General features: G+C 62.0%; 19 protein-coding genes. 5 read left to right on the forward strand and 14 right to left on the reverse strand.

The window, feature by feature from the left end:
• Positions 1-35: 35 nt before the first annotated feature.
• From SAZ10_RS05795 to SAZ10_RS05805, 3 genes are all read right to left on the reverse strand, one after another.
• Positions 36-2,309 carry an LPS-assembly protein LptD gene (locus SAZ10_RS05795; protein WP_318608469.1) on the reverse strand — a complete coding sequence of 758 codons (2,274 nt, stop codon included), beginning with the start codon at positions 2,307-2,309 and terminating at the stop codon, positions 36-38.
• Between the two features lie 155 nt (positions 2,310-2,464).
• Positions 2,465-3,550 (reverse strand): LPS export ABC transporter permease LptG, encoded by a 1,086-nt coding sequence (lptG, locus tag SAZ10_RS05800; protein WP_318608237.1) that lies wholly within the window; start codon positions 3,548-3,550, stop codon positions 2,465-2,467.
• Positions 3,547-4,755, reverse strand: coding sequence for an LptF/LptG family permease (locus SAZ10_RS05805; RefSeq protein ID WP_318608238.1), 1,209 nt, complete (start codon positions 4,753-4,755; stop codon positions 3,547-3,549). The genes lptG and SAZ10_RS05805 overlap by 4 nt, the downstream gene beginning before the upstream one ends.
• Positions 4,756-5,130: 375 nt before the next feature.
• Here SAZ10_RS05805 and SAZ10_RS05810 point away from each other — a divergent pair, with 375 nt between their 5' ends.
• Positions 5,131-6,624: a leucyl aminopeptidase gene (locus SAZ10_RS05810; protein WP_318608239.1), complete on the forward strand. Its 1,494-nt coding sequence runs from the start codon at positions 5,131-5,133 to the stop codon at positions 6,622-6,624.
• A gap of 30 nt (positions 6,625-6,654) precedes the next feature.
• A complete protein-coding gene (locus SAZ10_RS05815) occupies positions 6,655-7,104 on the forward strand; it encodes a DNA polymerase III subunit chi (RefSeq protein WP_318608240.1) in 450 nt (149 codons plus the stop codon).
• Between the two features lie 93 nt (positions 7,105-7,197).
• Here SAZ10_RS05815 and SAZ10_RS05820 read toward each other — a convergent pair whose 3' ends face one another.
• The 3 genes from SAZ10_RS05820 to SAZ10_RS05830 all read right to left on the reverse strand — a co-directional run bounded on the left by SAZ10_RS05820 (position 7,198) and on the right by SAZ10_RS05830 (position 10,107).
• Positions 7,198-9,075 (reverse strand): ABC-F family ATP-binding cassette domain-containing protein, encoded by a 1,878-nt coding sequence (locus tag SAZ10_RS05820; RefSeq protein WP_318608241.1) that lies wholly within the window; start codon positions 9,073-9,075, stop codon positions 7,198-7,200.
• 53 nt (positions 9,076-9,128) lie between these two features.
• A complete protein-coding gene (locus SAZ10_RS05825; RefSeq protein WP_318608242.1) occupies positions 9,129-9,641 on the reverse strand; it encodes a DinB family protein in 513 nt (170 codons plus the stop codon).
• An 85-nt stretch (positions 9,642-9,726) separates the two neighbouring features.
• On the reverse strand, positions 9,727-10,107 hold the full coding sequence (locus tag SAZ10_RS05830) for a VOC family protein (RefSeq protein ID WP_318608243.1): 381 nt from the start codon (positions 10,105-10,107) through the stop codon (positions 9,727-9,729).
• A gap of 253 nt (positions 10,108-10,360) precedes the next feature.
• On the opposite strand from SAZ10_RS05830, the gene ndk reads away from it, so the two are divergent.
• Complete coding sequence (gene ndk / locus SAZ10_RS05835) at positions 10,361-10,783, forward strand: nucleoside-diphosphate kinase (RefSeq protein WP_318608244.1); 423 nt, start codon at positions 10,361-10,363, stop codon at positions 10,781-10,783.
• 75 nt (positions 10,784-10,858) lie between these two features.
• On the opposite strand, the gene SAZ10_RS05840 is transcribed toward ndk, so the two are convergent.
• From SAZ10_RS05840 to SAZ10_RS05875, 8 genes are all read right to left on the reverse strand, one after another.
• The gene (locus SAZ10_RS05840; protein WP_318608245.1) at positions 10,859-11,284 is read right to left on the reverse strand and encodes a YbaY family lipoprotein; all 426 of its coding nucleotides are present in this window, start codon (positions 11,282-11,284) and stop codon (positions 10,859-10,861) included.
• Between the two features lie 79 nt (positions 11,285-11,363).
• Positions 11,364-11,837, reverse strand: a complete 474-nt coding sequence (locus tag SAZ10_RS05845; RefSeq protein WP_318608246.1) for a molybdenum cofactor biosynthesis protein MoaE — start codon at positions 11,835-11,837, stop codon at positions 11,364-11,366.
• 6 nt (positions 11,838-11,843) lie between these two features.
• Positions 11,844-12,104: a molybdopterin converting factor subunit 1 gene (gene moaD / locus SAZ10_RS05850; RefSeq protein WP_318608247.1), complete on the reverse strand. Its 261-nt coding sequence runs from the start codon at positions 12,102-12,104 to the stop codon at positions 11,844-11,846.
• Positions 12,105-12,695 (reverse strand): CDP-diacylglycerol--glycerol-3-phosphate 3-phosphatidyltransferase, encoded by a 591-nt coding sequence (gene pgsA, locus SAZ10_RS05855; protein WP_318608248.1) that lies wholly within the window; start codon positions 12,693-12,695, stop codon positions 12,105-12,107.
• Positions 12,696-12,797: 102 nt separating this feature from the next.
• Entirely contained in the window at positions 12,798-14,804 is a 2,007-nt protein-coding gene (gene uvrC / locus SAZ10_RS05860; RefSeq protein WP_318608470.1) for an excinuclease ABC subunit UvrC, read from the reverse strand.
• Between the two features lie 426 nt (positions 14,805-15,230).
• A complete protein-coding gene (locus tag SAZ10_RS05865) occupies positions 15,231-15,437 on the reverse strand; it encodes a KTSC domain-containing protein (RefSeq protein WP_318608249.1) in 207 nt (68 codons plus the stop codon).
• Positions 15,438-15,451: 14 nt separating this feature from the next.
• Positions 15,452-15,757 carry a hypothetical protein gene (locus tag SAZ10_RS05870; protein ID WP_318608250.1) on the reverse strand — a complete coding sequence of 102 codons (306 nt, stop codon included), beginning with the start codon at positions 15,755-15,757 and terminating at the stop codon, positions 15,452-15,454.
• 134 nt (positions 15,758-15,891) lie between these two features.
• Positions 15,892-17,046 carry a PHB depolymerase family esterase gene (locus SAZ10_RS05875; protein WP_318608251.1) on the reverse strand — a complete coding sequence of 385 codons (1,155 nt, stop codon included), beginning with the start codon at positions 17,044-17,046 and terminating at the stop codon, positions 15,892-15,894.
• A gap of 211 nt (positions 17,047-17,257) precedes the next feature.
• On the opposite strand from SAZ10_RS05875, the gene SAZ10_RS05880 reads away from it, so the two are divergent.
• Both SAZ10_RS05880 and SAZ10_RS05885 read left to right on the forward strand, forming a co-directional pair.
• Entirely contained in the window at positions 17,258-17,503 is a 246-nt protein-coding gene (locus tag SAZ10_RS05880) for a ParB N-terminal domain-containing protein (RefSeq protein ID WP_318608252.1), read from the forward strand.
• 451 nt (positions 17,504-17,954) lie between these two features.
• Positions 17,955-18,101: a hypothetical protein gene (locus tag SAZ10_RS05885; RefSeq protein WP_318608253.1), complete on the forward strand. Its 147-nt coding sequence runs from the start codon at positions 17,955-17,957 to the stop codon at positions 18,099-18,101.
• Positions 18,102-18,173: the final 72 nt, after the last annotated feature.

Raw genomic sequence — 18,173 nt, forward strand, 5'->3', positions numbered from 1 at the left:
TATGCGGCGAAACGATGGCCCGGCGCAACACATGGTCACTGAGCAGCGAAAGTGTTCGAGCTTGTTCCGAAGTCGCCGATCGTCCGGAAGGAGACGTTGAAACCGACGCTTGTTGTGCTCTCCTGGGTGATCCTGTCCCGGGTCTGGCTATAGGTCATCGAGTAGGAGAAGCACTCGTCGTCATAGGCGAACCCGGCCGAGTCGCTCGTCACCACGTGCTCCACGAGATCGTAGGTGCCGGAGGCGAAGACGCGCCAATTCTGAAGGAACCGCAAGGATCCAGCAAGCGTCGCCTCGTGGCGATCTTGCGGGAAGCCGTAAAGCGGCTGTGCAGCGATGAAAGCGTATTTCGCCGTCAATGCTACAGGCAAATGCACCAGGCCGGCCTTCAACTCCGTGCGTTCGACATCGAAATTCTGCTCGTTGAAGCGGGCGCTCACCGATGACGATAGGCCGAACGGCGTCGCAAAACCGACCAGCCCGACATAGTCCGATGTCGGCGTCTGGAGGCCCGAAAAAGCGCCGGCATTCACCAGATCCGGGGCTGCGAACGAGTTTTCCCCTGCCACCTGGTAGGACTGGCCGAAGATCGCATTGGTCGTGACGCCGTTGCTGTAGGCGCCGGAATAGCGCACGCCGACATTGACGCGTGTGCCACCTTCGATCCGGTCATAGCCGGAGAATTTGTCGCGGTCGAAAAGCGAGGAGGCATCGAAGACGAAGCTCTGCGCATCTTCGTTCGGGATGCCGAGCTCACTGACGTCCTGCTCGTTCGGCCGCGCGAACACTTGCGCCATCGGCTCGATGACATGGGTGGAGTTGACCGATGAGAACAGTACCGGCCACCGCCACTCGAGCCCGGCGGTCGCCATATAGCGGTAGAATTCCGACCTGACGTCGGCTCCGACTCCAAGTGTCGTCGCGTCGTCCTGGATTGCCGCCAGCGACTGGTCGCTTACGTCCGAATAGCTTGCGTCGGAGCGCAAGGCGAGCAGCGGAGTGATGACCATGCCGCCCGGAGCGACGATCGATTTCTTCCACTCCGCTTCGGCTGTTACCCGTCCGTTGCTTCCCTTGATGCCGCGAACACCTGCTATGTTGGTGGCCACGTTCGGGCATGCTATTACGCTCAGGTCTACCGGCTCTGCGCAGATCAGGTCCTGCTCATTGCGGTTAAGCTGCCTGGCGTTGACATTGACGTTGAGCTCGCCGCCGGCAATCGGCTCGTCCGGCGTATAGGCATAGTCGAAAGTCGGCAGGACCCAGGGCTGCTTCTCCTGGCGGGCCAACGGGTTGTCGTTGAAATAGATTTCCTGCACGTCGAAGTGCATGGCGCGCAGGTCGAAATAGTTCCTGTCGTTGAGCCCGGTCAGGAACACCTCGGATTGGTGCACAGCCTGCTCATAACCTCCGATCTGGTACATGTTGGAGAAGTCCTTGTCGGACTGCGCCAACACATCCCAGCCGAACGTCCAGCGGGGATTGATGTTGAAGAGGCCTTTCGAGCCGACCATGCCGCGCAGATGGTTGGGATCGCCTGGGCGGCCGGAATCGATCGTATTGACGTCGAAAGCCTCCGGATCCTGCTGATAGATCCCAGCCGTCTTGAGGCTGTAGAAGCCGTTGTTGAAGCGCTGCCGCCACTCGGCCTGCCCGAGGAAGCCCTGCTTGCTGTAGTAGCGGCCGGTAACAGTCAGGTCATATGTCGGCGAGAGCGCGAAGTAATAGGGGATGCTCACACCGACGCCGAGGTCGCTCTTGAAGGCGATCCCCGGCAGCAGGAAGCCCGATTTGCGTTTGACGGTCGGGTCGGGAACCTCCCAGGCCGGGAAATAGGCGATCGGCAGCCCGAAGAGCTCGAAGCGCGAACTCTCGAAACGCACCGTCTTTGCCTTGCCGTCCCAGATGATTTTCTGGGCCTTAACGCGCCAGATCGGCGCCCGATCCGGCTTCTTCTCGCAAGGCGCGCAGGCGGTATAGACGCCGTTGTTGAAGGTGGTGAGATTGGCACCCTTCCGCTCCGCGCTTTCAGCAGCGAAATAGGTTTTGTCGGTGGTCTCGACCCGTAGCGCGTTGGCGAAACCGTCGGAGAAGTCGTCGGTGATGTCGATCTCTTCGGAGTAGATCTTGGTGCCGCTGCTGTCGATGATCTGGACGTTGCCGCTCGCGACGACACGGCCTGTCTTGCGATCATAGACGACGCGGTTGGCGACGAGCCGGTTACCGCCATAGTCGATCCGTACGCCGCCGACAGCCGTTACCGTGTTCTTGTCATTGTCATAAACGAGCGTATCTGCCTCGAGCAGCATCTGGGAATTGCTCGGAACCTGGCTCGCGGCAAGGCCTACATCCTGGGCATAGGCATTGTCGCTCACGGCTTGCGCCAACACGAGCGCAAGCGCGGTTGCGCCGAGCAGGCGCCCCCAGACCGATCGTTTCCGGCCCTCAACCGGCACGATAGCCACTAGCCGTCTTCCCTATACAAAAGGAACGTCACCCCGAAAAACATAGCAACCACAACAGGAATCCATGCCGCAACGACAGGTGGCACGATCCCGGCGGTCCCGAATGCCTTTACCAAAACCGATACGACATAAAGCAGAAAGCCAGCGAGGACGCCACCCAGAATCATCGTTGCCGACTGGCCCATTCGCGCAAACCGCATGGAAACCGTCGCAGCGATCAACGTCATTGCGACCAGCAGCATCGGCAGCGCGATGAGCGAGTGGAACTGCATGCCGAAGCCGTTGGCATTGAGTCCGAACGACCACGCCGCCCGCATTTTCGCTGGCAGCTCGAAAAACGGGATCGTTTCAGGCCGCGCGAGCTTCTGCTCAACATATTCCGGCTTGAGGTTGGTCTTGATCTCCGTCTGCCCGACTCTCTCGGGAGCATCGCCGCTGCGCTGCAGCGTCGCGCCGTCGACGACCCACTTCCCTTCCGCGAGATTCGCCTGGCGGGCATCGATTCGCTGGATGATATCACCGGAATCATCAATCTGCAGAAAAGTGACTTGATTGAGTTGCAGGCCGCGCTTCGCAGTGCTCTTCGCGCCGATGATGGTGACGCCGTCCTGGTCGCGCTGCCTGATCCAAGGGGCGCGTGCATCAACATTGTTCCCTTCATCACCTGAGAAGGACGCTTCCAGCTGTTGCGCCCAGGTCAGGGCATGTGCGCCGACCGGGTTGAAGATTGTCACGGCGACGACGCCGACCAGAAAGCTACCCAGGCATAGTGGTGCGAGAAACTGCCAGGCCGACACTCCCGCCGAGCGGGCGACCACAAGCTCGTAACGCCGGTTGAGCGCCATCAGCGTGGCAATCGCCGCGAAGAGAACGATGAAGGGAATGGCCGTCTGGGCGATGAGCGGCACGTGAAGCGCCGAAACGAGCAGGCCGGCACCTACCGTATAGTTGGGCAGGGTCGACTTGAAGCGCGACATCTCGGTGAAGTCGACGAGATAGGCAATCAGGCACAGGCCTATAAAAAACTGAACGAACGTCGCGACGTATCGCCTGAAAAAATAAGCAAAAAGGGTGCGCCCGATCATTGCGATCCCCCTCCGCCGGGCGACTGCAGCGCGCCGCCGTAGCGCAGGTTTGCCCACGCGCGCGTGATGGCGGCGGCGAGCGCGCTGGCACGATCGACCCAGGACTGAGGGAAGCGCACGGACTTGTCCATGAAAAGCAGCGTCGAGAACACCACGACCGAGCCGACGGGGACCGCGAAATTGAGGAATGCGTAGAGCGGGTTTGTGCCGGAAACGTTGACAAGGAAAAAGCCCATGCCCCTGACAGCGAGCGCCACTCCCGCGCCGGCCGTGAGGCTCCACAGCCGTTCCTGCCGGTTGGATCGAGCACCGACGGCGAAGTAGATGGCGATCGTGCCGTAGACCAAGGGATACAGCCAGTCCGAGAAGCGCCGATATATTTCGCTGCGGATCTCGTCAGGCTCGTTGCGCAGGAAGAAGTCGTCCGTACGCGGAGCGAACAGGAGGAAGGCCGTGCTGCGCTCTTTCGGCGAGTAATTCCTTCCGGTCGTGGTTGCGCCGAACTGGTTGAGATCGAGCAGGTAGGACTCGAAGCTGATCACCGAAAGCTCGTTGTTGGCCGTGTTACGGCGCTGTACCTCTCCGTCTGCCAACACGAGCACATCACCGCCCGGCAGACGCTGAATGGCGCCGCGCTTCGCATAATAGACGAGATCGGTCTCGGGTTTGCGCGAATCGGCGATGAAAATACCGGCGAAATCGCCGGAAGCGGTCTGGTCGGCGATCTGGATGTAGAGGTTCGGCCCTATCTCCTGGAACGTGCCGGACTGCACGGCAAAGCGAATGAGATCGGCGCTCGCTTTGGTGACGATCTCCCGCTTGTTCTGCTGCGCCCAGGGCTCGACGAAATGGCTGAGCCCCAGCGACACCAGCGACATCAGGATGGCGAGATAGATGATCGGTTTCGTCTGGATCGACCGCGAACCGCCGGCCGCCTCGATCACTGCCAGCTCCGAATCGGAGTTCATGCCGTTCAGCGTCTGGCTGGCGCCGATATAGAGTGCGAAGGGCATTACCAGATTGGTCATGGGCGGGATCAGCGTCCCGGCAAGCGCGAAGAACGTCAGTAAAGCCTGACCCGAGGCAGTGAGCAGGTTGACGTAGAGCAGCACCTGAGTGACGAGCACCATCAGCGTTGTCGCCGACAACGTCAGCAGCGACAGCACGAGCGTGCGCCGAAAGATGTACCGTTCGAGCAGCTTCATCGTGCTTTCAAGGAGAGAACGCCTGTCCCGATAACGCGAACGCGTGCGTCGCTTCGGACGCACCGCACGATCATAGCCATCCCAGAGGCGGCATGGAACGCCGGAATGGCTAAAATTGCTGCAATAAACATGGTTAACATTCGAATCGATCCAGCGCCCGGCAATTCCTATCGTTCCAACAGCTTGCCCGAGTCTATCCGGCGGGCGACCAGCCCTGTGCAATTGGATGCTGCGCTGCGGAAATGCAACTACGATTCAGCATACGGTCGGCTTGCACTCATTTGATCCTGCTTTAAGACGAAGGCTGGCCCTTGCCTTTGCCGGCGAAAGCAAGATGATCGCGCGCCCACGACCGTAATTTCCCTCGGAGTTCAAATGCCCAGTACAGTTGAAATCACCTTCACGCGTAGCGCCAAGCCGGGCGACGGACTCGCAGTGCTTCTGGCTGCAGCCGGCGCCGAGTTCGCAGCCGCTGCAGAGCAGGCCGATCCTGGCAAGGTGATCGATAAGGCGGTCAAGGTGTCTGGTTTCTCCGGAAAGGCGCTCGCGACGCTCGACCTCATCGCGCCGGCTGGCTCGACCTTCGACCGCATACTGGCTGTCGGTCTCGGCGAGGCTTCGGCCGCCAATGCCCAGACCTGGCTAAAACTGGGCGGCACGATCCAGAGCCAGCTGCGGAAAACGCCGAAGGTCACGGTCTATCTGGATGCGCCGGGTTTCGAGATCGGTGGCAGTGAGGCTGCAGGCGTCGCGCTCGGCATCCTTCTGCGCGCCTATCGCTTCGACAAATATCGCACGAAAAAGAGCGATTCCGAAAACGGCGACGAAGTCGAGAAGGTCAAGGTGACGATCATGACCGCGGCCGCAACCGCAGCGAAGAAAGCCTTCGCCGAGGCCGAGGCGGTCGCCTCCGGCGTCACCTTTGCGCGGGACCTCGTCAATGAGCCCGCCAACATGCTCGGGCCGATCGAGTTCGCGGCCCGCGCCAAGGAGCTCGAAGCGCTTGGCGTCACCGTCGAGGTGCTGACCGAGAAGGAGATGAAGAAGCTCGGCATGGGCGCGCTGCTTGGCGTCGCGCAAGGCTCCCCCCGCTCGCCCCGGCTCGTCGTCATGCGCTGGAACGGAGGCAAGCCCAAGGACAAGCCCATAGCTTTTGTCGGCAAAGGCGTCGTCTTCGATTCGGGTGGCATTTCGATGAAGCCGGCGCAGGGCATGGAGGACATGAAGGGAGATATGGGCGGCGCTGCCGCCGTCACCGGGCTCATGCGCGTGCTTGCGGGGCGCAAGGCAAAGGTCAATGCGGTCGGCGTGATCGGGCTTGTCGAGAACATGGTTGACGGCAATGCCCAACGGCCGGGCGACATCGTCACTTCGATGTCGGGTCAGACGATCGAGGTGCTCAATACCGACGCCGAGGGCCGCCTGGTGTTGGCCGATGCGCTCTGGTATGTGAACGATCGCTTCCAGCCGAAATTCATGGTCAACCTGGCGACACTGACCGGCGCCATCATGGTTGCGCTCGGCAACCAGCATGCCGGCCTGTTCTCCAACAGTGACGAACTGGCCGAAAGGTTGACCGCCGCAGGTATTGCGACTGCTGAAAAGCTCTGGCGCATGCCTCTCGGGCCGGAATACGACAAGCTGATCGATTCCAAGAATGCCGATATGAAGAACATCGGCGGACGCCAGGGCGGGGCGATTACCGCGGCGCAGTTCCTGCAGCGTTTCGTCAAGGACACGCCTTGGGCACATCTCGATATTGCGGGCACCGCGATGGGGTCGCCTTCCTCCGAGATCAACCAGTCTTGGGGCTCGGGTTTCGGCGTGCGCCTGCTCGACCAGCTCGTCCGTGATCACTACGAGGGCTAGAGCAATTCCAGGAAAGGTGGAAAGGCTCTGATGGCGGAAGTCCTGTTCTACCACCTGACGGAATCAACGCTCGAGGATGCGCTGCCGGGCCTCCTCGAGCGGAGCCTGCAGCGCGGCTGGAAGGCAGTGGTGCAGACCGGCACCGAGGAACGACGCGATGCGCTCGACACGCATCTGTGGACGTTTCGCGACGATTCGTTCCTGGCCCATGGGACTGACCGTGAGGCTCACCCTTCTGACCAGCCGGTCCTCCTGACCACGGGGCAGGGCAACGGCAACGATGCCGAGATCCGTTTCGTCGTCGACGGCGCCGAGCCGCCGGGCCTTGACGACTATCAGCGCGCGGTATTCCTGTTCGATGGCCACGACCAGGCACAGGTGGAGAGCGCACGGGAGCAGTGGAAGAAGCTCAAGGCGCAAAATCACGAGGTCACGTACTGGCAACAGACTCCGGATCGCCGCTGGGAGCGGAAGGCGTGAGGCCGACGCCTGAGACCGGCGGCGACAAGCAGGCACATCAGGCGGCCGTCGCATTCCTGGTTCCTGCTCGGGCCGGCGCTCGGGTGGGGGGCCTTACCCTTCGATCCCGGCCTCGTATTCTTCCGACAGCCTCAGCCAGCGATCCTCATGGCCGGCGAGCGTGCCGCCGAGTTCCGCGCGCTCCTTGGCAAGCCGTGTGGCGCCGATCGGATCCTTTTCGTAGAGAGCTGGATTGGCAAGCTCATCCTCGATCGTGTCGATGCGCTTGCGGAGCCGATCGATCAGCGCCTCGGTCGCCTTGATCTCTTTGGCAAGGGGCTCGAGTGCGGCTCGCCGCTGTGCAGCTTCGCGCCGCCGCTCCGCCTTGGATGCCTTCTCCGCCTCGCGCCGCTCCTTACGGTCGGCCGCATTGCCGACGATCTCCTGCCGATAATCAGAGAGGTCGCCCTCATAAGGCTGCACCATTCCGTCCTTTACCAGCCAGAGGCGATCTGCCGTCGCTTCGATGAGGTGCCGGTCGTGCGAGACCACGATCACGGCGCCGGGGAAGTCGTTCAGCGCTTCGATCAGCGATTCGCGCGAGTCGATGTCGAGATGGTTGGTCGGCTCGTCCAGGATGAAAAGGTTCGGCCCTTCGAAGGCTGCAAGTCCCATCAACAGCCGCGCCTTCTCCCCGCCGGACAGGTCTTTGGCCGCCGTGTTCATCTTCTCGGTCGCAAGCCCGAACTGCGCGACGCGCGAGCGCACCTTTGCCTCGGGCGCGTCCGGCATCAGCCGGCGCACATGCTCGTAGGCGTTTTCCTCGGGCCTCAGATCATCGAGCTGGTGCTGCGCGAAGATCGCCACCTTGAGCTGAGGCGCGACCGTCATTGTGCCCTGTTCCAGCTTGAGCCGGCCCGCCAGTAGCTTGGCAAAGGTCGATTTGCCGTTACCGTTTGCGCCGAGCAGGGCGATGCGGTCGTCATTGTCGATCCGAAGCGTCAGCTGCCTGAGCACCGGCTTGCCGGGCTGGTATCCCACCGCTCCGCCATGCAGCGCGATGATCGGCGAGGCGACGGTTTTTGCCGGCTCCGGGAAGCTGAACGGCCTGACCGTACCTTCGACCACGGCCGCAATCGGCTTCATGCGCTCCAGCGCCTTGATGCGCGACTGGGCCTGGCGCGCCTTCGAAGCCTTGTAGCGGAAGCGCTCGACGAAGGCTTCCATGTGCTTGCGCGCCGCTTCCTGCTTGATCCTGTTCTTCTCCTGCAGCGCGAGCTGCTCCGAGCGCTGTCGCTCGAACTGGTCGTAGCCGCCCCGCCAGAAGGTGAGCTTCTGCTGGTCGAGATGCACGATCGAGTTCACCGCTCGATTGAGCAGGTCGCGGTCGTGGGAGATGAGGAGCACGGTGTGCGGATAGCGCGCGACATAGTTCTCCAGCCACAGCGTGCCTTCAAGGTCGAGATAATTGGTCGGCTCGTCGAGCAGGAGCAGGTCAGGTTGGGCGAACAGCACCGAAGCCAGCGCCACGCGCATGCGCCAGCCGCCCGAAAAGGACGAGGCCGGCCGCTTCTGCGCCTCGGTGTCGAAGCCTAGGCCGGCAAGAATGGTCGCTGCTCGTGCTTCCGCCGAATGCGCGTCGATGTCGGCGAGCCGCATGTGGATCTCGGCGATGCGGTGGGCGTCTGTCGCCGTCATCTCCTCGGTGAGCAGCGCCTGCCGTTCCGTATCCGCTTTGAGCACGATCTCGATCAGCGGCTCCTCGGTCCCGGGCGCTTCCTGGGCAACCTGGCCGATCCGGACGTTCTTCGGCAGGCCGATCGAGCCCGTCTCGGCTGCGATCTCGCCGCTGATGGCCTTGAACAATGTGGTCTTGCCGGTCCCGTTGCGGCCGACCAGCCCCGCCTTCGAGCCCGAAGGCAAGGTGAGCGAAGCATGATCGAGCAGCAGCCGCCCGGCAATGCGCAGCGAAAGGTCGTTGATAATGAGCATGGCGCGGGGTTAATGGCCGAGAGGCTGCGGGATGGCAAGGGTAGGGGGAGAAGTCAACCAAACGCCCGCCCATCCTCCGTGCGCTGGAACGCCACGAGGTCGAGCACGACCGAAGGCCTGCCGAGTGCAGTCAAAATCATGTGAGCTTGGCCGCGGTGGTGCGCCTGATGGTTGAAGACATGGTCGAGAGCGGGCGCGAGCCGCTGCGAATGGGTGCTCATGTCGGAAAGCCGGGTGTAGGTAAACCGTCCCGAAATGTCCTTTTCCTTGAGCGACCCAACCCACTTAAGAATGCGTTGGTCCTCGGCCTCGCGTGCAGCGCGCAGCTTTGCGAAATCGCGAAACAGGATGGCGTCGAGTGCGGCCGGCGCATCGCCTTCGCCGGTGAAGCGTTTCATCCAGACGCGATCGGCGACGAGCAGATGGTTGAGCGTGCCCAGCATGGACCTGAAGAAGGCGCCCATGTCCCGCTCGAACTCGTCCGCCGACAGTTCTGCCGCTGCATCGTAAATGCGGCCGTTCGCCCATTTGTTGTAGGCGGCGAACATCTGGAAATGCTGCTTCATCCTCTTCCTCGATTTCGTGGCCGCTCAGATCCTCAGGCCGCCTGGCGGCGGTCACTGGACGAACCGAATTCGGGGCCCAAGCCTCTTATTTCTGATCGTTGATCTCGAACCAGTAGCCGTTAGGGTCCTGGAGAAAGATCGCGCGCATGCCATCAGGCCGGGTGTTGATGGCGCCTGCCGTGCCCTTCATGTCGCTAAAGGGGATGCCGTCGCGGCGCAAGCGGGTGAGCACGGCGTCGAAGTCGGAGGCGGTGAGGGCGAAGTGCGTCTGCTTCTCGACATGCACGCGGCCGATGTCGCCGGCTTGCACGTGGAACCGCCTGCCGTCGCCGATCTCGATCCAGCGGATCGTGGTGCCGCCCATTGGGTTTGGCATCTCGGCGAGGCCGAGTACCCCAGTCAGAAAAGCCACGCTCTCGTCCAGGTCGCGAACCAGGAGCGCGATATGGTCCAATCGGTAATTCATTCTTGCCCCCGAAAAAAGACGCCAGATAGCCATCATAGATCAGTCGAGGGCGGCGGCGAACACCATGTTCAAAGCAGCTTGCGGCAGACCGGGAACCCCGGAATTTTCGGCCACCTCGTGCTTGACCTAATGGCTGCACGCGCCAGCTGCGTCGCACTGCCGCCTCTCACCTTACCGTGCTCCCTTGGCAATGAGCCAGCCGGCCTGTATAGGACCGCCACCTTTCAGAAGCCCATTCAACCAAGGATGAGACATGGCGATCGAACGCACCTTTTCGATGATCAAGCCGGATGCGACGCGGCGCAACCTGACTGGCGCGATCACCAAGATGCTGGAGGATGCCGGCCTGCGCGTCGTCGCCTCGAAGCGGGTCTGGATGAGCCGGCGCGAGGCCGAGGGCTTCTATGCCGTGCATCGTGAGCGTCCCTTCTTCGGCGAGCTGGTCGAATTCATGTCGTCCGGCCCCACGATCGTTCAGGTGCTAGAAGGCGAGAACGCCATTGCCAAGAACCGCGAGGTGATGGGCGCCACCAATCCGGCCAATGCGGACGAAGGCACGATCCGCAAGGTTCATGCACTCTCGATCGGCGAAAATTCGGTACACGGCTCGGACGGACCGGAGACGGCGGCTCAGGAAATCCGCTACTGGTTCTCGGAGACCGAGATCGTCGGCTGAGCGCATCTCGCCGGCAACGTTCGCACAATTTGTCGCTGAGAAAGCCGGGGTCAAGCCCCGGCTTTTTTCTTCAGATCAACACGGTCGCGAGGCCGGGGCGAGCGCCAGATCTATCGGATCGCCCGACAGCGGAGCAGCCGGCTGGGGATAGCCGGTTTCGAACCAGACCGTTCCACCGGCTGTGATGCGTGCCTGAACCGCGTGACAGGCCATCGGCTCAATAAGCGACGGATCGAAGCGGATCGCAAACTTCAGCGTGGTCAATCCGCGCCACCGGATCGTCTCGCGCGCCAGCGCCGGCAGCACCGTTTGTCCCCGCTGTTGCTCGACGAGCTCGACGGTTACGACAGCATCATCCGGAAGCGGGGGCGAGCGCGGAATAGTGATCTTGCCCGTCACGGTCCGCTCGGCCGTCCGTGAACTGGAGGTGCCGCTGAAAATGCCGATCATCAGGGGCAAGAAGCCGAAGATGATGAATTCTTCCAACTCGGAGAGTATCATATTTCTCTCCCTGCTCCGCGTTGAGGGCGGGCAGAGAACAGGAGGATTGCGGAACTTGCGTGGCTGAACGCTGCCGAAATTAAGGCGTTTTCCAGCGCGCCGCCGCCTCTTCGTCGGCGGCCTTTGCCTCGACCCAGCCTGCTTCGCTGCCGTCGCGGCGGTGCTCCTTCTTCCAGAAGGGCGCTCGCGACTTCAGATAATCCATCAAAAACGAAGCTGCTTCGAAAGCCGCCTGGCGATGGCTGGAGGCTGTGACCACCAGCACGATATTCTCGCCTGGCTGGATGTGGCCGAAGCGGTGAATCACGGTAAGACCCGTCAAGGGCCAACGCGTCAGCGCCTCCTCGGCAATGCGGGAAATCTCGGCTTCGGCCATGCCCGGATAGTGCTCGAGCTCGAGCGCTGCCAGGCTTGCGCCTTCATCGCGGCAAAGCCCGCTGAACGTAACCACAGCCCCAACATCCTTGCGCCCGGCGCAAAGCCGTGCGATCTCGGCGCCGGTGTCGAAGTCTCCGGCCTGTATGCGCACGCTCGGGCGGACATGCGCCGTCATGGCCGGCTAGCCCCCCGTCATCGGCGGGAAAAGCGCGATCTCGCGGGCGCCGACGATGGCGGTGTCGTGATGGACATGTTCCTGGTTGATCGCAACCCGGATGACCTCCGGGTGGAGGAAAGCTGCTTCATAGCCGTCGCCGCGTGACTTGAGGAAAGCCAGCAGCTCCTTCACGGTGGTCACGTTTTCCGGCAGCTCGACGGCTTCCTCCGGCGTCCCGATCCGCTCGCGCACCCATGCGAAATAGATGAGTTTTGTCGCAGCCATTCAGTCATCCATGATGTGCTTCAGTCCGGCGCGGAAATAATCATAACCCGTATATAGCGTAACGATCGCCGAGATCCAAAGCAGCGTGATGCCCGTTTCGGTCGCGTAGGAGATGATCTTGTCCAGCGCAGGACCGGCGAGCAGGACGGCAATCGCGATCATCTGCAGCGTGGTTTTCCATTTGGCCAGCCACGTCACCGGCACGCTCACCTTCAGCTCGGCCAGATATTCGCGCAGCCCGGAGACCAGTATCTCGCGGCAAAGGATGATGATCGCCGCCCACAACGTCCAGCCTGCAATTGTGCGGTCCGTGTCTGCCGCGAGCAGGAGCAGGCAGGTTGAGACCAGCAGCTTGTCGGCTATCGGATCGAGCATGCGGCCGATGTTTGACTGCTGCTGCCAGGCACGCGCGAAATAGCCGTCAAAATAGTCCGTGACGCTCGCCGCGATGAATATCACGAGCGCCGACCAGCGCGCGAAGTCGCTCGACTGAAGCCTGCCGTCGACGAAAAAACACAGAACGACCAGAGGAACAGCAAGAATTCGTCCATAGGTCAGGATGTTGGGCAGGTTAAGCGCGCGTTTGGCCATTTTGGATTCAATCGGATGGCGACCGCTTGTCAAACCAGATGCCGGCCTTGGCGGTCAACTACAGCTGTTTGGCACAGCGGCAAAATCATGAGGTGCAGGGCATCACTTTTCGTGAAAGTGATTATAGACCTGTTTCGCCGTCGATGCGGATATGCCCTCGACCGCCATCAGGTCCTCGAGTGCGGCGCGGCTCACGGCCTTGGCGGTGCCGAAGTGAAGCAGAAGCGCGCGCTTGCGGCTTGGCCCGATACCTTCGATCTCGTCGAGCGGATTTTTCGTCATCTCCTTCTTGCGGCGCGCCCGGTGTGAGCCGATCGCGAAGCGGTGCGCCTCGTCGCGCATTCTCTGCACGAAATAGAGCACCGGGTCGCGCACGGGAAGCGAGAACGGCTCGCGACCGGAGACGAAGAACCGCTCGCGTCCGGCCTCGCGGTCGACGCCCTTGGCGACGCCGATCGCCGTCACGTCCTTGGTCACGCCGAGACCGTCCAGGATCGAGCGCACCGCCGACATCTGGCCTTGACCCCCGTCGATCAGGATCACGTCCGGCCAGGCCGGGAAAGCGCCGTTCGAAATATCCTCGTCCTCGGCCGGGGCGCCGGCCTCGGTGTCGGGTCTCTCGTGCTCCTTGATCAGCCGCGAGAAGCGGCGCTCCATCACCTCTCGCATCATGCCGAAATCATCGCCCGGCGTGATCTCGGTCGAGCGGATGTTGAACTTGCGGTACTGGTTCTTGACGAAGCCTTCGGGGCCGGCGACCACCATTGCGCCGACGGCATTCGTGCCCATGATGTGCGAATTGTCGTAGATCTCGATACGACGCGGCACGCGTTGCAGGCCGAAGGTCTCGGCGAAGCCGGCGAAGAGCCTGGCTTGCGTCGAGGTTTCGGCGAGCCGCCGGCCAAGCGCCTCGCGTGCGTTCTGCAGCGCATGGTCGGTCAGATCCTTCTTCTCGCCGCGCTGCGGTACCGAGATTGCGATGCGGCGCCCCGCCTTTGTGGACAGTGCCGCGGTCAACAGTTCCTGCTCCTCGACCGCATGCGAAAGCAAGACCGCGCGCGGCACCGGCTTGTCGTCATAGAACTGCGCGAGGAACGAGCTCAACACCTCGCCAGCTTCCAGAGCTGGATCGGCCTTCGGGAAGTAGGCGCGGTTGCCCCAGTTCTGGCCGGTCCGGAAGAAGAAGACCTGTATGCAGGTCTGGCCACCCTCCTGATGAACGGCGAAGACGTCTGCCTCGTCGACAGCCTGCGTGTTGATGCCCTGATGTGTCTGCACATGCGACAATGCCGCGAGTCGGTCGCGGAAGATGGCGGCGCGCTCGAAATCGAGGTCTTCGGCCGCGTGCTGCATTGCGCTCGACATCTCGGCCTTTACCTTCTGGCTGCTGCCCGTGAGGAAATTGCGCGCCTCGTCGACCAGGCCTGCATAGTCGTCCGGGCCTATTTCGCCGGTGCAAGGACCGGAGCAGCGCTTGATCTGGTAGAGCAGGCAGGGCCGCGTCCGGCTCTCGAAGACCGAGTCCGTGCAGGTTCTGAGCAGGAAGGCGCGCTGCAGCGAATTGATCGTGCGCCCGACCGCCTGCGCGGAGGCGAACGGGCCGAAATACTCGCCTTTGCGTGAGCGAGCACCGCGATGCTTGAAGATACCGGGCGAGGCGTGGTCGGTCGTGAGCAGGATGTATGGGAATGATTTGTCGTCCCGCATCAAGACGTTGAAGCGCGGCCGCAGACGCTTGATGAGGTTCGCTTCCAGCAGCAGCGCCTCGGTCTCGGTGCGGGTGACGACGAACTCCATGGCAGCCGTCTCGCGGACCATCCGGCCGATGCGATTGGTATGGAAACGGCCCTGGGCATAGCTGGTCACGCGCTTTTTGAGGCTGCGCGCCTTGCCGACATAGAGAACGTCGCCGGCCGCATTCATCATGCGGTAGACGCCGGGCGCGTTGGGCAGCTGCTTCACGAAGCCCTGGATGACTTCCGGGCCGGCTACCGTCTCCGTTTCGCTGGCCGCCTGTTCCCCTTCGAGCTTGGTGAAAGCCACGTCGGGAGCGGTGGGAATGGCCAGCTCCTCTTCCTCGTCGTCTATCTCCACGTCGTGCCCCGGCATGTAGCCCGCGATGTCGTCGCTGGCCACGCCGACGCCGCGCCGCTTTCCGGCCGGCGGAGTTCGGTTCGAATCCTCTGAGTTCATTCGGTCATGCCTGTAATATCGGGCGTTGGATAGGCATCTCGCGGATTGCCGATGGTCCTGAGGAGAGCCTCCAGTCTCCTGAAGCTTCGCATCTTATCGCTCACGGGTGATAGGGTGAAATTGACGATTGCCAATCCAGCGTAGCGCACGCACGGACCCTCCTAACCGTCAACGTGACTGGCATAGAAGGCTTCCTTGGACCTGATCGTAAGAGAATGAGGTTCGCCCGGCAAGACTCCGCCAATGTGCGCAGGATGTCACAGGCGATGGGCGCGTATTCCGCGCCTCCGGAACAGTCGAATGTGGCAGCTCGAACTCCGACACCGACGCATAGAGAGCATGTTACGCGTTGGCGACCAGCCGGTACGGGAAATGATCGCGGATGTGCTCGTTAAAGAATCGGCCTTTCGCGAAGGCTCGTCGGAAGGCCGCATAGGTCTCGGGAGGCACCGAGTCGTAGTCGTAACGCTTGCCGCTCGCGACGAACCAGACGGAAAGAACCCTGGACTCAGGATCGTACTCGGCTTTGCGGATCGAGCTCGACGGCATGATTTCGGCTCCCCCTAGACGAGCGCCACCGGCATGTAGCGGATGATCACTTTGTCCTGCCGGAAGCGTCGTTCGAGTTCTGCGCGTCGGTCGCGCCAGTCGGGCAGGTCGATCTCCTCCACCATCACCTCGAATATGACGATGTCATCATTGGCGGACTGGGCGCCCCGCCGCCACAGACCTTCAGCAGGCGCCTGCAGATAAGCCGTGACGCCCTTGAAGCGGCTGGCTAGTTCTTCCTTTACGCAGTCGAAATCTTCCCGGGCGAAGGGCTGGCCGGCGTTGTCCGCGCGGGGCAGCAAAATCTGGACGAGGTGCATGGCGACCGCTCGCTGAAAAGCAATCAACGATCGCGGAGAGCACGACGTTCCCTTGGTTGCCTGGGCCGCTGGGGCTTTGCTGATATCCGGAGTGCGGCCCGAGACCGAAGCGTGTGAGCGGTTTGCCCGTTGGGCTAGCGCATCAAGCCCGCCGCCCGAAGAGCATCCTCGATGATCTTATTCACACCTGGGGCGCCCGACGCAGGAGGATGCTGGAACAAGTGGATGCCAGTTGGCTCCGGGGATTTGGTTTTCGCCTTTTCCTCATGTGGCACCCCTGAGCGGGAAAGGGGCCGCTGACTGGCGGGCACCTCCTGCTGGGATCTCGTGAAGACGCTCTTCCCCGTTGCCGAGATGCCCCAGAAGCGGGCGATCTCCTGTGTGGAAGAGATGCCGACATCGAGCATGTAGGGCCCCGGGGAGCCGAGGCCATTACCAAGCGGCGTACCGTGACCCATCCCGGTGATCATGTTGATCTCAATCACTGCCTCTCCCGCAACATCACACCAAACCCGCTTGGCATGTCTGCCCATTGACTCCGAGTACGTGGGCGCCACGTCCAGCTCGTGGACACGCCGCCACTGGTCCGCAATCCCCTCCGCGTTGGATGGCGCAACAGTATGGTCGGCGGTGCCGTGCCAGATCGAAATCCTAGGCCATGGACCTCGGTGATCCGATGCGCCGCGGAGGGCCCGTTCCAGATCCTGTTCCGACGGGCCGCCGTGGCCGCGCATACGATCAAACGCCGCCGGGATCGTCGTCGCACTGCCGGAGGGCAATCCTGCAATGATCGCACCTCCGGCAAATACCTCCGGATAAGTCCCGAGCATAGCCGCCGCCATTGCGCCTCCGGCCGAGAGGCCCGTGACGAAGATGCGCTTGCCATCGAGGCCGTGGGTGACGACCATCGCCTCGACCATCTCACGGATCGAAAGCGCCTCGCCGGAATCGCGGCTCGTGTCATTGGGAAGGAACCAGTTGAAACAGAGGTTCGGATTGTTGGCGCGTTGCTGCTCGGGATAGAGCAGCGCAAAGCCGGCTTCGTCGGCGAGTTGCGACCAGCCGGAGTGATGGTCGTAGGCGGCCGCGTTCTGCGTGCACCCATGCAATATGACGACCAGCGGCGCGCCCGTGGGAAGGTCCTTCGGCAGATAGCACTTCGCTTTCAACGTTCCGGGGTTGGAGCCGAAGTTTGTCAGCGTCTGGAGTTTGTCGGGGTCGGCGGTATAAGTGCCATGTTGCGCTCGCAGCGCGGCGAGCCGCGCAATCGTGTCGGAAATTCTTCGCATGAAGCCGTCCTTGCTTGTGACGCCCGGGATTGGACGGCAACGTGCACAACGCACTCGCAGCAACATCGTTGCTGCAATGCACAATAAAAAGGAGCCGACAGAGACCAGCCGACGCTTTGGAACCTTGGGCGACTGGATCAGGGTCTGCCGGCTTGCCGACTGCTGTTGAATGCTCCACAAGGGACTCGCGGTCTCTCCCGGAGAAGTCCTCATGCTGCGCGCCAGGGTTGCAATTGACAACATCTACGTGCCGGCGGCGCGGCGCAAGACGCTGCACCCGGAAACGGTGCGGCTGCTTGCCGAGGATATTCTCGAAAATGGGCTGAAGACGCCGATCCAGGTTCGCCATGACGGCAAGCGCCATGTCCTGATCGAGGGCCTGCATCGGCTGGAAGCAGCCAAGTGGCTGGGCGAGACGATGATCGACGCCTATTTGGTCCAGGCTCGCAGACACTAGAGCGCCAACTCGTCTGAAGGATGGGCCGATCCGGGCTCCGGCGGCCTTGCTCAGCGCTGGCTCGCTCCCTTGCCTGGTACGACTTCTACGTCCGAGCCGATGCCGACAGCCTCGACCGATCAACCTGGTGTCGCGCCGACCACAACGGCCCCGGTGACCAAGGCCCTGCAGCAGTGGCAGCGCTTGATGCATCGCTGCGGCGGCACCAGGTCGCCGCAGCCGGGCGACACTGCGACACCGTTGCTGGCCGAGCCGTTTCCACTCTCTCGGAGAATTTGCCTTGTTGCCCTTGGCCAGGCACTAACTGCAATTGGCTCGGATGCTCACAGAAGCGCTTCGCGTTGCTTACCGGCTTCGAGCAAGGGCGGCTGGTTCGCGTGTGCGTAGAGCCATATGACCGGCGGTTGCGCACTGAATGCCGACCCACTATGGCTGAGGGAAAGGAGTCGATATGCCCCGCACCCCGAATTACAATTTCGAGCGCAAAGAGCGTGATCGCATCAAAGCTGCGAAAAGGGCGGAGAAGAAGGCGGCCAAAGAGGCAAAGAAGGCTTCTGAGCCGGCAGAGGAACGGAAGACCGACTCTAAACAAGACTGATCGAACTTCACGGCTGACTTGTGCCAGCCTCGACTTTCGCTTATATACCGGTCATCGATCTTGCTTGCTGAG

This window comes from Mesorhizobium sp. BAC0120 (genome assembly GCF_033542235.1).
Classification (GTDB): Bacteria; Pseudomonadota; Alphaproteobacteria; order Rhizobiales; family Rhizobiaceae; genus JAWRCU01.